This is a genomic window from uncultured Psychroserpens sp., from assembly GCF_947492715.1.
Classification (GTDB): domain Bacteria; phylum Bacteroidota; class Bacteroidia; order Flavobacteriales; family Flavobacteriaceae; genus Psychroserpens.
In genome coordinates this window covers 1-17,707 of record NZ_CANLNS010000006.1, presented here as the reverse complement: position 1 = coordinate 17,707, position 17,707 = coordinate 1, and the positions used below count along the sequence as shown (strand labels likewise).

Genomic DNA, 17,707 nt, shown 5'->3' with positions numbered 1-17,707 from the left:
CTTAATAATCACCTAAGGTTTCTGGGTTTTGAGCTAATCCAATAGCTAATTGCTCATCATTGGGAGCTTTACCATGCCATGCGTGCGTATGCATCATAAAATCAACGCCATTACCCATTACGGTTTTTAATAAAACACAAACAGGTTTTCCTTTTCCAGTTAGTGATTTGGCTTTAGCCATCCCTTCTAAGATAGCATCAATATCATTACCTTGTTCAATATCAACTACAGTCCAACCAAAGGCTTCAAATTTAGCTCTAACACTTCCCATTGGTAAAACATCATCTGTAGAACCATCAATTTGTTGACCATTCAAATCAATAGTAGAAATAATATTATCTACATTGTTGGCAGCAGCGTACATGATACCTTCCCAGTTTTGACCTTCTTGTAATTCGCCATCACCATGCAAACTATAGACTAGGTGTTTATCATTGTTTAATTTTTTTGCTTCGGCAGCACCTAAAGCAACACTAAATCCTTGTCCTAGTGATCCGGAAGCGACTCTAACACCAGGCAAACCTTCATGCGTTGTAGGATGACCTTGTAGTCTAGAATCTATAAGTCTGAATGTATTTAATTCATTTACTGGGAAATAACCAGAACGTGCTAGAACACTATAAAATACTGGAGAAATATGGCCATTGGATAGGAAGAAAAGATCTTCACCAATGCCGTTCATATCAAAGCCGTCATTTCGGTCCATGATGTCCTGGTATAGGCTTACAAAAAATTCGGCGCAGCCTAATGAACCTCCTGGATGCCCAGAATTTACTTTGTGAACCATTCGTAAAATGTCTCTACGAACTTGAATTGTTAAGTCTTGTAATTGTTGTGTGTTTGGCATATAAATAGAGTAAGTTATTTAAGGCTCAAAAATAAAGTTTTCGAAAGGCTAATCAAAAATAGAAAGGAGTCACTTATTAACGATTTTAATCAGTTGCTAACAATTTAAATGAGATTCAAAATTTTGATTCTATGTTTTGAGTTATGCTGAGTATAATTTTATTAAATGTTTAAGACCTTAATACATCGATATAATTATCTTTGCCCACTGATGACCATTTTTATATGAAATTTGAATTAAAAGCGAGCGATTCTCAAAGTAAGGCTAGGGCAGGTGTGATTACAACAGATCATGGCCAAATTGAAACGCCTATATTTATGCCAGTTGGGACTGTTGCATCTGTAAAAGGTGTGCACCAACGAGAACTTAAAAATGATATCAATCCTGATATTATTTTAGGGAATACCTACCATTTATACTTAAGGCCTCAAACACCAATTTTAGAAAAGGCTGGTGGCCTGCATAAATTTATGAACTGGGATAGAAATATTTTAACAGATTCTGGTGGTTATCAAGTGTATTCGTTGTCGGCAAACCGAAAAATCAAAGAAGAAGGTGTTAAGTTTAAATCACATATTGACGGAAGTTATCATGTGTTTACACCTGAAAACGTGATGGAAATACAACGAAGTATAGGTGCCGATATCATTATGGCATTTGATGAATGTACACCTTATCCGTGTGACTATAATTACGCCAAGCGTTCAATGCATATGACACATAGGTGGCTAGAACGTTGTTTGACACATTTGGATAAAACACCTTTTAAATATGATTATGAACAAACGTTTTTTCCAATAGTTCAAGGTAGTACATATAAAGATTTACGCCAGCAATCTGCAGAGTATATTGCTAATGCTGGTGCCCAAGGAAACGCAATTGGAGGCTTATCTGTTGGTGAACCAGCAGAAGAGATGTATGCCATGACAGATGTTGTATGTGATATTCTTCCATGGGAGAAACCAAGGTATTTGATGGGTGTAGGAACCCCAATAAATATTTTGGAGAATATCGCTTTAGGTGTTGATATGTTTGATTGTGTTATGCCAACCAGAAATGCAAGAAATGGTATGCTGTTTACGGCCTATGGAACCATTAATATTAAAAACCTAAAATGGGCAGATGATTTTTCTCCAATAGATGAGATGGGAATTACTTTTGTGGATACCGAATACTCTAAGGCATATTTGAGACATCTATTTACAGTTAATGAATTGCTAGGGAAGCAAATTGCTACAATTCACAATTTAGGATTTTATTTATGGTTGGTAAGAGAAGCTAGAAAACATATCTTAGCAGGAGATTTTAGAACATGGAAAGATAAAATGGTAAAACAAATGGATAACCGTTTATAGTTGTGAAAATATTAGATTGGTACATATTAAAGCGTTATTTGTTTACATTTTTGATGATGTTGTTACTGTTTATTCCTATTGGGATAACTGTAAACTTGGCTGAAAAAATTGGTAAAATATTAGAACGAGAAGTACCATTTGGAGCAGTAGCTCAATATTATCTGGATTTTACCATTTATTTTGCGAATCTATTATTTCCAATATTTTTATTTTTATCGGTGATTTGGTTTACTTCCAAACTGGCCAATAATACTGAAATTGTTGCTTTTTTAAGTTCTGGAGTATCGTTTTGGAGGTTTTTAAGACCATATATGATTGGAGCCACAATTATTGCAGGGTTTGCCTTGTTAATGGGATTATATCTTGCTCCTAAAGCAAGTAAAGGGTTTAACCAATTTAAATACAAGTATTTAAAAAGCAATAAAAATATTGTTCAAACAAATAATATTTACAAACAAATAAACGACAACGATTATATTTTTGTGAGTAGTTTTAATCCAGTGACAGGGATTGGAAGTAATTTTAGTTTAGAGCATTTTGAAGGCAATAAACTTACTTATAAAATAACGGCTAATTCTATCAAGAATAATGATAGTAGTTATCGTTTGATGGGCTATACGAAACGCATTTTTGGACCGCATAATGATATCATTCAAAGTCTTGGTAGAAAGGATACTATTCTTCCTTTCGATGTAGATGACCTCACCCCAGAAGAGTACATCGCAGAAACGAAATCGTATGGAGAATTGTTGGATTTTATTGAAAAAGAAGAAAAGAGTGGTTCATCTAATATTGGGCGTTATTTAGTGGTGAAATACAAAAAATGGAGTTTGCCAGTGGCTGTTTTTATTTTAACCATTATTGCCGTTTCTGTATCGTCAATTAAGCGAAGAGGAGGTATGGGAGTTAATCTTGCCTTCGGAATTACAATTGCAATGATTTATGTGTTTTTCGATAAAGTTTTTGGGGTTATGGCAGAACAATCTAGTTTTTCTCCCTTGTTAGCTGTATGGTTTCCTAATATCGTTTTTGGTATATTAGCGGCTTATCTGCTATATAATGCCAAACGTTAAGCTTAAAAATTATCTTCATTTACACTTTTTAGTCTTTATAGCCGGTTTTACTGCTATTTTAGGTGAGCTAATTTCAATTGGTTCTACCGCCTTAGTATGGTATCGTATGCTTATAGCTGGGATTTTAATGTTCCTTTACATTAAAATGATAAGATTAAAAATTAAGCTAGATGTAAAGACAAAACTTAAATTTTTTGGTGCTGGGATAATAATAGCACTGCATTGGATTACTTTTTTTGAAGCTATCAATCAGTCTAATGTATCTATTACTTTAGCTATGTTTTCTACAGGTGCTTTCTTCGCATCTTTTATTGAACCACTTATATATAAACGCCGTATCATTTGGTATGAAATTCTCTTCGGAATAATTGTTATACTTGGTGTTTTATTAATTACGCAGAGCGAAATAAAATATATTAACGGTATAATTTTAGGGGTTTCTTCGGCGCTGTTTTCAACATTGTTCGCCGTTATTAATGGAAGATTTATCGAAACGCATTCGGCCACAATTATCTCGTTTTATGAGTTTATAAGTGGTGTTGTTTTCCTGTCTATATTTATTTTAGTTTTTGAGGGTGGTTTTGATATGGCGTTTTTCAGTCTAAAAACATGGGATTGGATTTATATTTTGATCCTGGCATCAGTGTGTACAGCTTACGCTTTTATAGGATCTGTTAAGGTAATGAAGTATATAAGTCCGTATACTGTGGTCTTAACTTATAACCTAGAACCTTTGTATGGTATTGCCTTGGCGCTGCTGTTATTTCCTGAAACAGAAACAATGAGCACTCAGTTTTACTATGGCGCTTTTTTAATTTTAGCAACCGTATTAGCCGATGGAATTCTAAAAAATAAAAAGAGTATTAAAAAGGGTAATACCTTAACAAGTAAACCCAATTAAAGTTTTTATATTTGCACTTGACTAACTAAACAACTAATTAAGAATTAAATCAAAATTTCAATGGAATATTTAGATTTTGAACTACCTATAAAAGAACTTCAAGAGCAGCTTGAAAAGTGTCAGTTAATTGGAGAGGAGAGTGATGTAGATGTAACTCAAACTTGCAAGAAAATTGAAAAGAAGTTATTAGAAACCAAAAAAGATATTTACAAAAACTTAACGGCATGGCAGCGTGTTCAACTATCTAGACATCCTGATAGACCATACACACTAGATCATATTAAGGCGTTATGTGGTGAAACATTTTTAGAACTACATGGTGATCGTAATGTAAAAGACGATAAAGCTATGATTGGTGGTTTGGGTAAAATTGGAGACCAAACTTATATGTTTATAGGTCAGCAAAAAGGATTTAATACCAAGACAAGACAATATCGAAATTTTGGAATGTCTAATCCAGAAGGTTATCGCAAGGCTTTGCGTTTAATGAAATCTGCCGAAAAATTTGGTATTCCTGTAGTTACGCTTATAGATACTCCTGGTGCTTATCCTGGTTTAGAAGCAGAAGAACGTGGTCAAGGAGAAGCTATTGCCAGAAACATATTAGAAATGACACGCCTTAAAGTTCCTATTATAACCATAATTATTGGTGAAGGAGCGTCAGGAGGTGCATTGGGCATAGGTGTTGGTGATAAAGTATTGATGTTAGAAAACACATGGTACTCTGTAATTTCTCCAGAGTCTTGTTCTTCTATTTTATGGAGAAGCTGGGAATATAAAGAACAAGCGGCTGATGCACTAAAGTTAACGGCTCCTGACATGAAGAAGTTAAAAATTGTAGATAACATCATTAAAGAACCTTTAGGAGGTGCGCATACAGATAGAGCTGCAACTTTTAAAGCAGTAAAAGATGCCATCGAGAAAAATTACGAAGAACTTAAAAACTTATCACCAAAAGATTTAGTAAATCAACGTATGGATAAATACTTGGCGATGGGGGTTTATAAAGGTTAAACCTTATAGAATAACGGATGAAAAAAACTGAAACGTTTCGTTTCAGTTTTTTTTGGCGCTATTAACAATATAATCAAGTTATTAACAGTTAAAATGTTGAAGACCTGTTAAGATTGAAAATTTCGTAAATTCAATTTTAGGGCACAATTTATTTACATTCGCAGTTATGAAGCAACCCAACCAAATAAAAGGCTATCAAGTCGATAAAAGCACCATAATTAGCTTAGAAAAAGGCAAAATCCCACCACAAGCTATTGATTTAGAGGAAGTTGTGCTTGGAGCTATGATGATTGACAAAAAAGGTGTTGATGAAGTTATCGATATTTTAAGTCCTGATGCCTTTTATAAAGAAGCCCATAAACACATCTTCGAGGCTATTTTCAAATTATTTGAAAATAGTGAACCAGTGGATTTATTAACCGTTTCAACCCAACTTAAGAAAGATGCAAAATTAGATATGGTTGGAGGTGATTTTTACCTCATTTCATTGACGCAACGTGTATCTTCATCTGCGCACATTGAGTTTCATGCACGTATCATTCTTCAAAAATTTATTCAGAGAAGTTTAATTAAAATTTCAAACGAAATTATAGAAGAAGCTTATGACGAAACTAAAGATGTTTTTGATTTATTAGATACGGCCGAAGCCAAACTTTATGAAGTAACCCAAGGTAACGTAAAGAAATCTACAGAAACAGCTCAGAGTTTGGTGATTCAGGCGAAAAAGAAAATTGAAGAGATTTCCAATAAAGAAGGGTTAAGTGGTATTCCGACAGGATTTACCAAACTCGATAAACTTACTTCGGGATGGCAGCCTAGTGATTTAATTATAGTCGCGGCTCGTCCAGGTATGGGTAAAACAGCATTAACCTTAACCATGGCAAGAAATATTGCCGTAAATACTAATATTCCAGTTGCTTTTTTCTCGTTAGAGATGTCATCGGTACAATTGATAACACGTTTAATTTCTTCGGAAACAGGATTGTCTTCTGAAAAGTTAAGAACAGGAAAACTGGAAAAGCATGAATGGGAACAGCTCAATGTAAAGGTGAAAACTTTAGAAAAAGCGCCATTGTTTATCGATGATACACCATCCCTGTCAATTTTCGATTTACGTGCCAAAGCGCGACGTTTAGCGTCTCAATATGGTATTAAGATGATCATGATTGATTACCTGCAATTAATGACAGCAGGAGGAAGCCAAAAAGGTGGTAATCGTGAACAAGAGATTTCGATGATATCGCGTAACCTTAAGGCATTGGCTAAAGAATTGAATGTTCCGGTTATTGCTTTATCTCAGTTATCGCGTGCTGTTGAAACACGTGGTGGAAGTAAGCGCCCGTTACTTTCAGATTTACGTGAATCTGGAGCGATTGAGCAGGATGCCGATATTGTAAGTTTTATTTATAGACCAGAATACTATAAGATTGAAGAGTGGGATGATGAAGAACGTTCTCCAACAGAAGGTCAAGGTGAGTTTATTGTGGCTAAACATAGAAATGGTGGTTTAGAAAATATTAGACTTAAGTTCATCGGTCACTTAGGTAAGTTTGATAATCTTGATGATTTTGATACTCCATTTGGAGAGTTTCATTCTAAGATGAATGCAGCGGCAAATGACGACACTTTTAAGCCAGATAATTTCCCATCGGCGGCTGATGCCTTTGGTACGCCAGAAGACAATGATGATAATGATGTGCCATTTTAAGAATTTTTAAGGATATTTTCACAAGATAATAGCCTAACTTTGCTTTTGCTATTAAAAAACAAAATTGCCTCATGTTAGATCAAAGACGTACTACAAATATCCTACTACTGTTTATCGTAGTTCCTTTAGTATTTTATTTACTAAAAATCCTATCGTTTATATTTATTCCTTTAATATCATCTATGTTTATTGCGTTATTGTTTTTACCATTAATGCGATGGCTAGGACGACGTAACGTACCGCAATTAGTGAGTATTGTTATTGTTGTTGCACTTATTGGTGTTGGCGTATTTATAGGTGTAGAATTGGTACAGCTATCAAGCAAGCAAATTTTGTCTAATGACACAGGATTCTTTGCCAAGGCCCAAGTAAAAATCAATGACCTTATGTTATATATGCAGGATAAGGTTGGTTTAGAATACAATAGAGATGATAAGTTCTTAGCAAGATTTTTCCAGAAAGAAAGCATTGGTTCAACCTTTGATTTTGTTAGAAAATTTTTAACCAACATTTTGATGATTACATTCTTTACCATTTTGTGGTTGTCAGAATCCATCAATATGCATGAGGTTTTAAATAATACGATATTAAAACGTAAGCATACCTCAATAAAGGCTTTTATGAAAATTGAAAAGGACTTAATTACATTTATTAAAGTTAAGTTTTTGGTTAGCCTGTTAACAGGAATTTTTACTGGTTTAGCTTGTGTTTTCTTTGATGTAAGTTTCCCAATATTTTGGGGCCTTTTTGCGTTCTTAATCAACTTTGTACAAATGGTAGGGTCGTTTATTTCGGTAATACTATTGTCAATCTTTGCTTTTGTAGAACTAGATCCAACAAGTACGTTGTTCTTCTTTATTTTATCCATAACAGGTGTACAGGTCTTGTTTGGAGCAATTTTAGAGCCAATTTTTATGGGAAAATCATTTTCGATTAATGTGATTACGGTACTCATAATGCTTATGCTTTGGGGCTTTATTTGGGGCATACCAGGACTCATTATGGCGATTCCAATTACTGTTTTTATTAAAATTATTTTGGAACAATTCCCGAGTACTAAAGTTATTGCCTCCTTGTTGTCAGGTCCAGAGCGAACCATAAAGCCACTTAAGAAATAAGTAGAGTTATCTTTTAGATTATGTATTTCAACAAGTAAATACCTAAAACTATATTAAAGCGTACCGCTTCGGGATAATTTTTGACTATATTTCAGATATTAAATTGAAAAAATCTTCGATGAAAAAGATAATTGTGTTGTTTACGCTGCTCTTGGTTACGATGTCGTCTTATGCGTCGTATATTCTAATTCCAATGGATGCCGAAGGCCAGCAAAATCATTTAAAAGCTTATGGAGTAACCTATTGGACCTTAGAAAAACAACTAAAGGTAAAATGGTTATTAAACTATAAAGGAGGGTCATTTTTATTACCAGATTCTGAGGAAATCCAACGTGAATGCCAAATAAGAGGTGTTAGCTTTGAAGTGATTTCTAATGCAAAAGCGGAAGAAATTCTGAACATGATTGCGAGTCCGTCGCAAAATATGGAAGCTGTTGTATTAGAGAAAGCTCCTAAAATAGCAGTATATACTCCAAAAGGACTTCAGCCTTGGGATGATGCTGTTACTATGGTTTTAACCTATGCCGAAATCCCATATGAAACGGTTTATGATGAAGATGTATTAAAGGATGCTTTATTGCTGTATGATTGGTTGCATTTACATCATGAAGATTTTACGGGACAGTATGGTAAATTTTATAGAGCTTATAGGTCGGCTTCTTGGTATATTCAAGAGAAAAAAGAAGCTGAAAATTTAGCGGCGAAATTAGGGTACGATAAAGTTTCCGAGGAGAAATTAGCAGTGGCAAAGAAAATAAGAGATTATGTTATTGGAGGCGGTTTTATGTTTGCCATGTGTAGTGCAACAGACAGCTTTGATATTGCCTTATCTGCCGATGGTGTTGATATTTGTGAACCTATGTTTGATGGTGATGGAAGTGATGCAGGTTATCAAAATAAAATAGACTATAACAGAACGTTTGCGTTTAAGGACTTTCTATTAGAGAGGAGCCCAAATGTATATGAGTTTTCATCAATTGATATGACGAGAAAACGACGCATACCTAAAACCACAGATTATTTTTCTCTTATGGAGTTTTCTGCAAAATGGGATCCAATTCCGTCTATGCTTTGCCAGAATCATACCGCTTTGGTAAAAGGATTTATGGGACAAACGACTTCGTTTACGCGGGAAGAAATAAAATCGAATGTTTTGGTAATGGGAGAAAACAAAACTAATGGTGAAGCCAAATATATTCATGGTATTAAAGGAAAAGGCTTCTTTACGTTTTATGGAGGTCACGACCCTGAAGATTATACTCATAAAGTTGGTGATCCTAAAACAGAATTAGATTTACATCCAACATCACCCGGTTATAGACTCATTCTTAACAATGTTTTGTTTCCTGCGGCCAAAAAGAAAAAGCAAAAGACTTGATTAACCGTCTTTGCTAAAAGTTTTGTAATTTTAGTTTCACCTAATTGTCAAAACTATGGCGTCTAAAAAGAAAATACTCAAAAAGATACAAATTGTGATTACCAATCATTTTGATAGCCCCGAAGATGCCTTCAATTTTTTTGATAAAAATGGAAATGGAGCACTTTCAAAAAAAGAAATAGCGACACTTTTGAAACAGGCTGAAATAAGTGGTTTTATTAGAGGTGTAGTGTCTTCTAAACTCATTGAAGGTTATGACAAAGATGGAGATGGTCAAGTAAATTGGAAAGAATTTAAATTTGCTGTTGATGAAATCTCAAAAGCTAACTAGCCTCATTTAGTTTTGAAGTATAACCTTTTTAAATTTTTAAAGCTCCTTGCATTCACAGTCTTTTTTTGGAGCTTTGCATCTACATTGTTTATTGTTATTCGTTTTTTCGCTTATGGCGAAGAACAAGGTAGTGCTTATGTAAATCCCAAAAATATTATTCCAATTACCGAATGGTTGGACTTTGGTTTAATCTTAGGTATTATAATAGGTGTTTTTTATGCTGTTGTAGAATTTTCTTTTGAGAAGTATTTTTCTCAGAGGCTTAATTTGGCATTATCTATTTTTCTAAAATTAGTGATCTATTTATCGATACTTATTATTTCATTAAGTTTTATTACGTTTATTGCTGAAGAACGAATGGACATTGATTTGGCCAATGAACCAGGTTGGTGGAGAACAGATCCCTTGTTTTGGCTTAGTACGACATATTTTTTATTGACATCTTTAGTGTTTTCATTTATACGCATAGCCAATGACAAATTGGGTTCGGGTGTTTTTATCAAAATGCTCTTAGGAAAGTACAGAAAACCTCAAGAGGAGAAACGTATTTTAATGTTTTTAGATTTAAAAGACTCTACCGCAATTGCAGAGCAAATAGGTCATCAAAAGTATAGTCAGTTCATTCAAGATTGCTTTTTTGATCTTAATAAAATCTTACGACGATACGATGCAGAAGTGTATCAATATGTGGGAGATGAAGCTGTTATTAGTTGGACCTATAAAAATGGAATTAAAAATAATAGATGCATCGGCTTATTTTATTCTTTTCAAGAAACTTTGTCTAAGCGCTCAAAGTATTACCAAAAAACGTATGGTTTAAACCCAAGATTTAAAGCAGGACTTCATGGAGGACAGCTAATGGTAGCCGAAGTTGGTACCATAAAAAAGGAAATCGCTTATCATGGTGATGTCATTAATACAACATCCAGAATTCAAAACGAATGCAATACTTACAATGAAAATTTATTAATATCTAATACTTTATTAGACGATATTGACCTTAACAGGATATATACTTCAAAAACCTTAGGTGCAATTCAACTAAAAGGTAAGCAGGAAATCATAGATATTTCGGCCATTCATTTAGAATAAAAAAATCCGATTCTTTTCAAGAACCGGATTTTATGTTTTTTAATGTGATCCAACATGGCAACCACAGTTGGCTCGTGTGAAACTTTGTGTTTCTTCGTGCCAAGGAAACGCTTGGTTATATTTAGAGTTTTCCCAGTAGAATTTTGTACGTTCTTTTGGATGGTTTCCAATTTCGTTCATAGTTTCAGTGTCGTAAAGGCGTCCATTAATCATGGTGTAAACGATACTTTCAGAATTTCGTATATCCTCTAAAGGGTTTTTATCCATAATGATTAAATCGGCTAGTTTTCCTTTTTTCAAGGAACCTATATCATCGCTCATTCCAATATAATCTGCACCATTTATGGTAGCCACTTTCAGTGCTTCGTGATTTGACATTCCACCTTGCTGTAACAACCATAGTTCCCAATGTGCTCCTAATCCTTGTAATTGTCCATGAGCGCCAAGATTCACTTTTACACCTGCATCACTTAAGGCTTTACAGGTTTTAGAAACCAAGATGTGTCCATTTTCATATTCTTCATCAGGTATCATAATGCGATGTCTTGATCGCGAATCAATAATACTTCTTGGTGTATATTTCAGTAGTTTTTCATTTTCCCATACATTGGTGTTTTGATACCAGAACATTTCACCATTCATGCCTCCGTAATTTACAATTAATGTTGGCGTATAACCTACATTACTCTGTCCCCAAAGTTCTAGTACATCCTTATAAACAGGAGCCACAGGAATATTGTGCTCGACACCAGTATGACCATCCATAACCATGGTGATGTTGTGATAGAATGTAGAGCCTCCTTCTGGAACTACAAAAATGCCTTCTTCTCGAGCGGCTTGTAAAACCTGTTGTCTTTGTTCGCGTCGAGGTTGGTTATAACTTTTAACAGATAAAGCTCCAAAGGCTTTTGTTCGTCTTATAGAAGAACGCGCATCTTCTAAGTTATTAATAACCGCTTTAAAATCGCCATCGGCACCATAAAGAATAAAACCTGTGGAGTAGAGGCGAGGGCCAACAAGTGTTCCATTTTTTTGCAATTCAGAAAGTGCAAATACAGTTTCTGAATTAGCGGAAGGATCATGAGCAGTAGTTACTCCATAGGCTAGATTGGCATAAAACTGCCAGTGTTTTTGAGTTGTTAGTCCATAACGAAAACCACCAATATGAGCATGAGCGTCTACAATACCAGGCATAATAGTTTTACCTGAGACGTCGTATACTTTGGCATTTGATGGAACCGAAACATCTGAAGCGTTTCCAATGGCCTCAATAATATTGTTATTTATAATAATGGTACCATTTTCTAAGACTTCATCACCTTCCATTGTTATTATTCTGGCACCTTGAAGGGCAATCCTACCTTCGGGTTTATCGGTTTTAACCTCAAGGTTGATTTTAATTCCTTTCTCGCTCATCTTTGCATCTTCAGAAGCCTCAGCAGCGTAATACATGTTTCCAAGCGTCCAATAAATTGTCTTACTGTCTTTAGACCAATGAAGATTGATGCCTGCATCTTTTGATAACTTGGAGATAGGAATAAATTTAGATTTATCGGTTAGATCTAGAGTTTTACCAGCTTTTGGCATAGGAGCCATATAAACTTTGTGTAGATGAACGAAGGCAATCCAATTTCCATCAGGACTTGGAACTAATCGATTACCATGTTTCGATTTTACAAGAATGCGTTCATCAAAACCATTTAGATCTATACTTTTTAATTCTTTGGTTAATGCACCAAAAAAGAGCCCTCCTTTTTGATATAAAACTCTAGAGTCATCAGCATTAAAGAAAGGGAAATCACCTTCTTGAGTTAATAATTTTGAATTAGTACCATTGGCATTCATAAGGTACAATCCTGTTTTTTTGGCAAATGTTCTGCCTTGGTCATTATTTCCACCTTCTTTGCGATAAACGATAGTTTTCCCATCGTGTGAGTACGCCGGGTTTCGATAGATTCCTTTTTCGGAAGTTAATTTTGTTGCAGTACCACCTGTACTAGGAATTGAATATATCCCGCCTAAATTTTCATCATTCCATGTCACATAAGTTATTGTTTTGCCATCAGGAGAAAAAGTGGGTTCGAATTCAAAATCAGACCCAGATGTCAATCGTTGCGCTTTTCCGTTAGGTAGATTTTGAGTATAAAGGTGTCCCAAGGCATTAAATACAATTGATTTTCCGTCTGGAGAGGTCGTAACATGACGCATTACTTTAGCATCAAATGTATCGGGAGAAACAGGATTCTCAAATTCTAATGCTTTGGCAATCTTAATCGTTGTATCCACTTGAAAAGGAATATCGGTAACCTCTAAGTTGTCAATGTTTATCTTCTTTATTTTTCCACCAGACCAGATAACGATAGCTTGATTATCTGGCATCCAGTTAAAATTCGTATATACACCGAAAATGGCCCATGCTTCTTGCTGATCTTTATTAAGTTGATCATAAATTGGCCATTCTTCTCCTGTTTCTAAATCATGTATATAAAGCACGGATTTCGTTCGTACACGTTTTACAAAAGCCAACTTTTTACCATCTCTAGACACTTGAGGACGAGCGGCACCACCAGGGCCACCAGTAATTCTAGTGGTTTTTCCCTTTTCCATGTCGTATCGGTTAATTGCATAAATCTGGCTATTTGGATCTTTATTGTATTGAAAGAAACCACCAGGATAAACATCTTCACTGTAATAGAGGTATTTGCCATCTGGAGAAAGTGATGGTTCATTAACGTCCTGTTGTGCATTCTTTTTTTTCGTAAGTTGAATACCATTACCTCCTGATTTATGGTACATCCACATTTCGCCTGCTCCAAGTGAACGTCCAGACGTAAAATGTTTCCGAGCAATAAGGTAATTACCATCTGGTGTCCATATGGCGTTGTTTAGTAACCGAAAATTTTCTTTCGTAATTTGTTTAGCATTAGAACCATCGCTATTCATAACCCAAATATTATCACCTCCACCAGCATCACTTGTAAAGGAAATGTGTTTTCCATCAGGGCTAAAACGAGGTTGTATTTCAAAGGCTAGTCCTTTTCTTAGAATTGTAGCTTTTCCTCCGTTACTATCTATCTTATAGATGTCACCTAACATATCAAAAACAATTGACTTGCCATCAGGACTTACATCGAGGTTCATCCATGTTCCTTCATTAGTTGATAATTTAAATTCTTTAAAACCCCAATCACCTTCGGGGTTGGATACGTCCCAAGATTTAGCTTTGTCCTTATCTTGGGAAAAGGCATTAAAAGTAATTAGCAGAATGAGGAGTTTGATGAGTTGTGTGTATTTCATTTGATTAGTTTTAATTGAGAGGTAAGTTAATTATAAAAAATGAAATTCACTGTTAAAATCTAGCATGTAGAGCTTTAACTTTTGATATAACAATATAAAAAAACCGATTCATTTCTGAATCGGTTTTATAAGCGAATTGTTGTTATTATTTAGGCGAACGCCCTACTTTACTTTGTTCACTATTGCTTCAAAAGCTTCTGGGTTATTCATAGCTAAATCTGCAAGAACTTTACGGTTCAATTCGATGTTGTTAGCTTTAAGTTTTCCCATAAACTTAGAATAGCTCATTCCGTGTTGTCTGGCTCCTGCATTAATACGCATTATCCATAATGAACGGAATGTTCTTTTTTTGTTTCGACGGTCTCTATACGAATATTGCATCGCTTTATCAACCGCATTTTTTGCTACTGTCCAAACGTTTTTACGTCTTCCGAAGTAACCTTTTGCTTGCTTAAGAACCTTTTTTCTTCTGGCTCTTTTCGCTACTGAATTTACTGATCTTGGCATTTCTTAAATTGTTTTTTTGTAGTAGGCGGTCAATTCTTGACACTTGCTAAATACTTTTGCCTAACTCCAGGGTTTATAATTTGTTTTAACCGATTAAAACCTTATTACTTTAAACGTAACATTGTTTTAATATTGTTCTCATCTGCTTTGTGTACCAAAGTGTCATGAGTCAAAGCTAGCTTACGCTTTTTAGATTTTTTTGTCAAGATATGACTCTTAAAAGCATGCTTTCTTTTAATTTTACCAGTGCCAGTTAGTTTAAAACGTTTCTTAGCACTTGATTTAGTTTTCATTTTAGGCATTGTTTCCTAGTTTTATTTACGTTTCGCTTATTATCTTACTGCTGAACTTTTCAGCGTTTATTTTACTTTTTTTGGTGCGATGAACATGGTCATTCGCTTACCTTCTAATCTTGGCATTTGTTCAACCTTACCTAATTCTTCAAGATCCTGAGCTAATCTTAATAATAAGATTTGTCCTTGTTCTTTAAAAATGATTGAACGCCCTTTAAAAAACACAAAGGCTTTAAGTTTAGCTCCATCTTTCAAAAACTTCTCGGCGTGCTTCTTTTTAAACTCGTAATCATGGTCATCTGTTTGAGGACCAAAACGAATTTCTTTGATAGTCACCTTAGAGGCTTTTGCTTTAAGTGCCTTTTCACGTTTCTTTTGTTCATAAAGAAACTTCTTATAATCCATTACCTTGCACACAGGAGGATCAGCCTTTGGTGAAATCTCAACAAGATCTAGCCCTTGGTCATCAGCGATGGCCAACGCTTCTTTAGTTGAGTAAATTCCAACGTCTACATTATCACCTACAAGTCTTACCTTTTCGGCTCTAATTTTAGAGTTGATTTTGTGTTGATCTTCTTTTACTACTCGCTTAGAGTTGTGTCGTCTACGTATTGCTATGGCTTATATATTTTAATTAAACTTTATCTATTTAAATGTTTTTAATGTTTTATTGACTTCTCTTTCAACAATTTCTGAAAATTCATCTACACTAATCATGCCTAAATCTTCCCCACCGTGTTGTCGAACAGAAATCATGTTTTCCTTTTCTTCATTCTCGCCAATGATAATCATAAACGGTATCTTATTCATTTCCGCTTCTCGGATTTTCTTACCAATAGTCTCGTTTCTATTATCTGCGAGGGCGCGAATTTCGTGATTTTCTAGCAAATTTAAAACTTTTTCCGCGTATTTTTCATATTTCTCACTTAATGATAATACAATTGCCTGTTCTGGCATAAGCCAAAGAGGGAAATTTCCACCGGTATGTTCTAATAAAATAGCAATGAAACGTTCCATACTTCCAAAAGGTGCACGATGAATCATTACAGGTCTATGTAACTCATTATCACTGCCCTTATACGTCAAGTCAAATCGTTCTGGTAAATTATAATCTACTTGAATTGTTCCTAATTGCCAATTTCGACCTAAGGCATCCTTTACCATAAAATCTAATTTTGGTCCATAGAAAGCAGCTTCTCCTGTTTCAACAACATAGTCTAAACCTTTATCAATAGCTGCATTTAATATTGCAGCTTCAGCTTTTTTCCAATTTTCGTCGCTACCAATATACTTTTCTGGATTCTCTGGATCTCTAAGGGAAACTTGTGCCTTAAAGTTTTCAAATCCAAGCGATCCAAAAACATATAGAACGAGATCAATCACCTCTTTAAATTCACTATCAAGTTGATCTGGAGTACAAAATATATGCGCATCATCTTGCGTGAAACCTCTAACTCGAGTTAAGCCATGAAGTTCACCACTTTGTTCATATCTGTATACCGTTCCGAATTCTGCATAACGTTTAGGAAGTTCTTTATAAGAAAAAGGTCGTGTGTTATATATTTCACAGTGATGAGGGCAATTCATAGGTTTCAATAAGAATTCCTCACCTTCTGCTGGTGTATTTATGGGTTGAAAACTGTCCTCTCCGTATTTAGCGAAGTGACCCGACGTTACATATAGTTCTTTCTGTCCGATATGAGGGGTTACAACCATTTCATATCCTGCTTTTTTCTGAGCATTCTTAAGGAAATTCTCAAGACGTTCACGTAATGCAGCCCCTTTTGGCAGCCATAATGGAAGACCTTGTCCTACTTTTTGGGAAAACGTGAATAATTCTAATTCTTTTCCTAATTTTCTATGATCTCGTTTTTTAGCTTCCTCAATTAATTGAAGATATTCGGTTAGCTCTTTTTGCTTCGGAAATGAAATACCATAAACTCTAGTGAGCTGCTTATTGTTTTCATCGCCTCTCCAGTAAGCACCTGCCACAGACATTATTTTTACTGCTTTTATTAATCCCGTATTTGGAATATGTCCACCTTTACATAAATCTGAAAAGCTTGAATGATCACAAAAAGTGATGGTTCCATCTTCCAAATTTTCAATCATTTCAACTTTATACTCATTATTTTGAGACCTATATAATGAAAGCGCTTCGGCTTTACTTACTGGGCGCATTTTAAAATCATGTTTACCCCTAGCAATTTCCATCATTTTATTCTCTATTACTTTGAAATCCTTTTCGGAAATAGAATGGTCGCCAAAATCGATATCGTAATAAAACCCATTACCTTTATCTTCTTGAATTGCTGGTCCAAGTGTTAGTTTTATATTAGGATATAATTCTTCTAATGCTTGAGCCATAACATGAGATGTTGAATGCCAGAAAGATTCTTTTCCTTTTCGATCTCTCCATGTATACAATATTAATGATCCATTAATATGTAATGGTGTGGATGTTTCTATCATTTCATCATTGAAACTTGCAGAGATTACATTTCTTGCAAATCCTTCACTAATGCTCTTAGCGACATCCATTGGAGTTGTTCCTTCTTCAAAGGTTTTAATAGTACCATCTGGTAAAGTAATATCTATCATAATAATGACCTAATAATTAAGTTGGCAAAGATAGTATGTTAAATATTGCCATACAATAGATGATATATATAATATTATATGAAGAGTGATTTCGGTAAAAGAAATAAACTTTTATAAAAAAAGAGGTTTGTAAAGCGTTCATTATAAGGGGTTGTGGGGTTTGAAAAAAAATAGTTTAAAAAAAGCTTGAAA

The 17,707-nt window shown here is 34.7% G+C and carries 15 protein-coding genes; 9 read left to right on the top strand and 6 right to left on the bottom strand.

Annotated features, from left to right (window positions below; all coding sequences use genetic code 11):
• Position 1 precedes the first annotated feature (1 nt).
• The gene (locus Q0787_RS14265) at positions 2-847 is read right to left on the bottom strand and encodes a transketolase (protein WP_298903516.1); all 846 of its coding nucleotides are present in this window, start codon (positions 845-847) and stop codon (positions 2-4) included.
• A gap of 224 nt (positions 848-1,071) precedes the next feature.
• On the opposite strand from Q0787_RS14265, the gene tgt reads away from it, so the two are divergent.
• The 9 genes from tgt (at position 1,072) to Q0787_RS14220 (ending at position 10,817) form a co-directional block, all read left to right on the top strand.
• A complete protein-coding gene (gene tgt / locus Q0787_RS14260; RefSeq protein WP_298903515.1) occupies positions 1,072-2,202 on the top strand; it encodes a tRNA guanosine(34) transglycosylase Tgt in 1,131 nt (376 codons plus the stop codon).
• A 2-nt stretch (positions 2,203-2,204) separates the two neighbouring features.
• Positions 2,205-3,275 carry an LptF/LptG family permease gene (locus tag Q0787_RS14255; RefSeq protein WP_298903514.1) on the top strand — a complete coding sequence of 357 codons (1,071 nt, stop codon included), beginning with the start codon at positions 2,205-2,207 and terminating at the stop codon, positions 3,273-3,275.
• A complete protein-coding gene (locus Q0787_RS14250; protein WP_298903513.1) occupies positions 3,262-4,176 on the top strand; it encodes a DMT family transporter in 915 nt (304 codons plus the stop codon). The genes Q0787_RS14255 and Q0787_RS14250 overlap by 14 nt, the downstream gene beginning before the upstream one ends.
• 60 nt (positions 4,177-4,236) lie before the next feature.
• On the top strand, positions 4,237-5,190 hold the full coding sequence (locus tag Q0787_RS14245) for an acetyl-CoA carboxylase carboxyltransferase subunit alpha (protein ID WP_298903512.1): 954 nt from the start codon (positions 4,237-4,239) through the stop codon (positions 5,188-5,190).
• 166 nt (positions 5,191-5,356) lie between these two features.
• Positions 5,357-6,898, top strand: coding sequence for a replicative DNA helicase (dnaB, locus tag Q0787_RS14240; RefSeq protein WP_298903511.1), 1,542 nt, complete (start codon positions 5,357-5,359; stop codon positions 6,896-6,898).
• A 71-nt stretch (positions 6,899-6,969) separates the two neighbouring features.
• Complete coding sequence (locus tag Q0787_RS14235; RefSeq protein WP_298903510.1) at positions 6,970-8,016, top strand: AI-2E family transporter; 1,047 nt, start codon at positions 6,970-6,972, stop codon at positions 8,014-8,016.
• Between the two features lie 118 nt (positions 8,017-8,134).
• Positions 8,135-9,394, top strand: coding sequence for an asparagine synthetase B (locus Q0787_RS14230; RefSeq protein WP_298903509.1), 1,260 nt, complete (start codon positions 8,135-8,137; stop codon positions 9,392-9,394).
• 55 nt (positions 9,395-9,449) lie between these two features.
• Positions 9,450-9,725 carry an EF-hand domain-containing protein gene (locus Q0787_RS14225; RefSeq protein ID WP_298903508.1) on the top strand — a complete coding sequence of 92 codons (276 nt, stop codon included), beginning with the start codon at positions 9,450-9,452 and terminating at the stop codon, positions 9,723-9,725.
• Between the two features lie 12 nt (positions 9,726-9,737).
• Positions 9,738-10,817 carry an adenylate/guanylate cyclase domain-containing protein gene (locus tag Q0787_RS14220; protein WP_298903507.1) on the top strand — a complete coding sequence of 360 codons (1,080 nt, stop codon included), beginning with the start codon at positions 9,738-9,740 and terminating at the stop codon, positions 10,815-10,817.
• A gap of 39 nt (positions 10,818-10,856) precedes the next feature.
• Here the strand turns inward: Q0787_RS14220 and Q0787_RS14215 are convergent, their stop codons facing one another.
• The 5 genes from Q0787_RS14215 to thrS all read right to left on the bottom strand — a co-directional run bounded on the left by Q0787_RS14215 (position 10,857) and on the right by thrS (position 17,515).
• On the bottom strand, positions 10,857-14,114 hold the full coding sequence (locus Q0787_RS14215; RefSeq protein WP_298903506.1) for an amidohydrolase family protein: 3,258 nt from the start codon (positions 14,112-14,114) through the stop codon (positions 10,857-10,859).
• Between the two features lie 162 nt (positions 14,115-14,276).
• On the bottom strand, positions 14,277-14,621 hold the full coding sequence (gene rplT, locus Q0787_RS14210; RefSeq protein WP_204347045.1) for a 50S ribosomal protein L20: 345 nt from the start codon (positions 14,619-14,621) through the stop codon (positions 14,277-14,279).
• Between the two features lie 104 nt (positions 14,622-14,725).
• Entirely contained in the window at positions 14,726-14,923 is a 198-nt protein-coding gene (rpmI, locus tag Q0787_RS14205) for a 50S ribosomal protein L35 (protein ID WP_040250651.1), read from the bottom strand.
• 57 nt (positions 14,924-14,980) lie between these two features.
• Positions 14,981-15,532, bottom strand: coding sequence for a translation initiation factor IF-3 (infC, locus tag Q0787_RS14200; RefSeq protein ID WP_298903789.1), 552 nt, complete (start codon positions 15,530-15,532; stop codon positions 14,981-14,983).
• Between the two features lie 27 nt (positions 15,533-15,559).
• Complete coding sequence (gene thrS / locus Q0787_RS14195) at positions 15,560-17,515, bottom strand: threonine--tRNA ligase (protein WP_298903505.1); 1,956 nt, start codon at positions 17,513-17,515, stop codon at positions 15,560-15,562.
• Positions 17,516-17,707 lie beyond the last annotated feature (192 nt).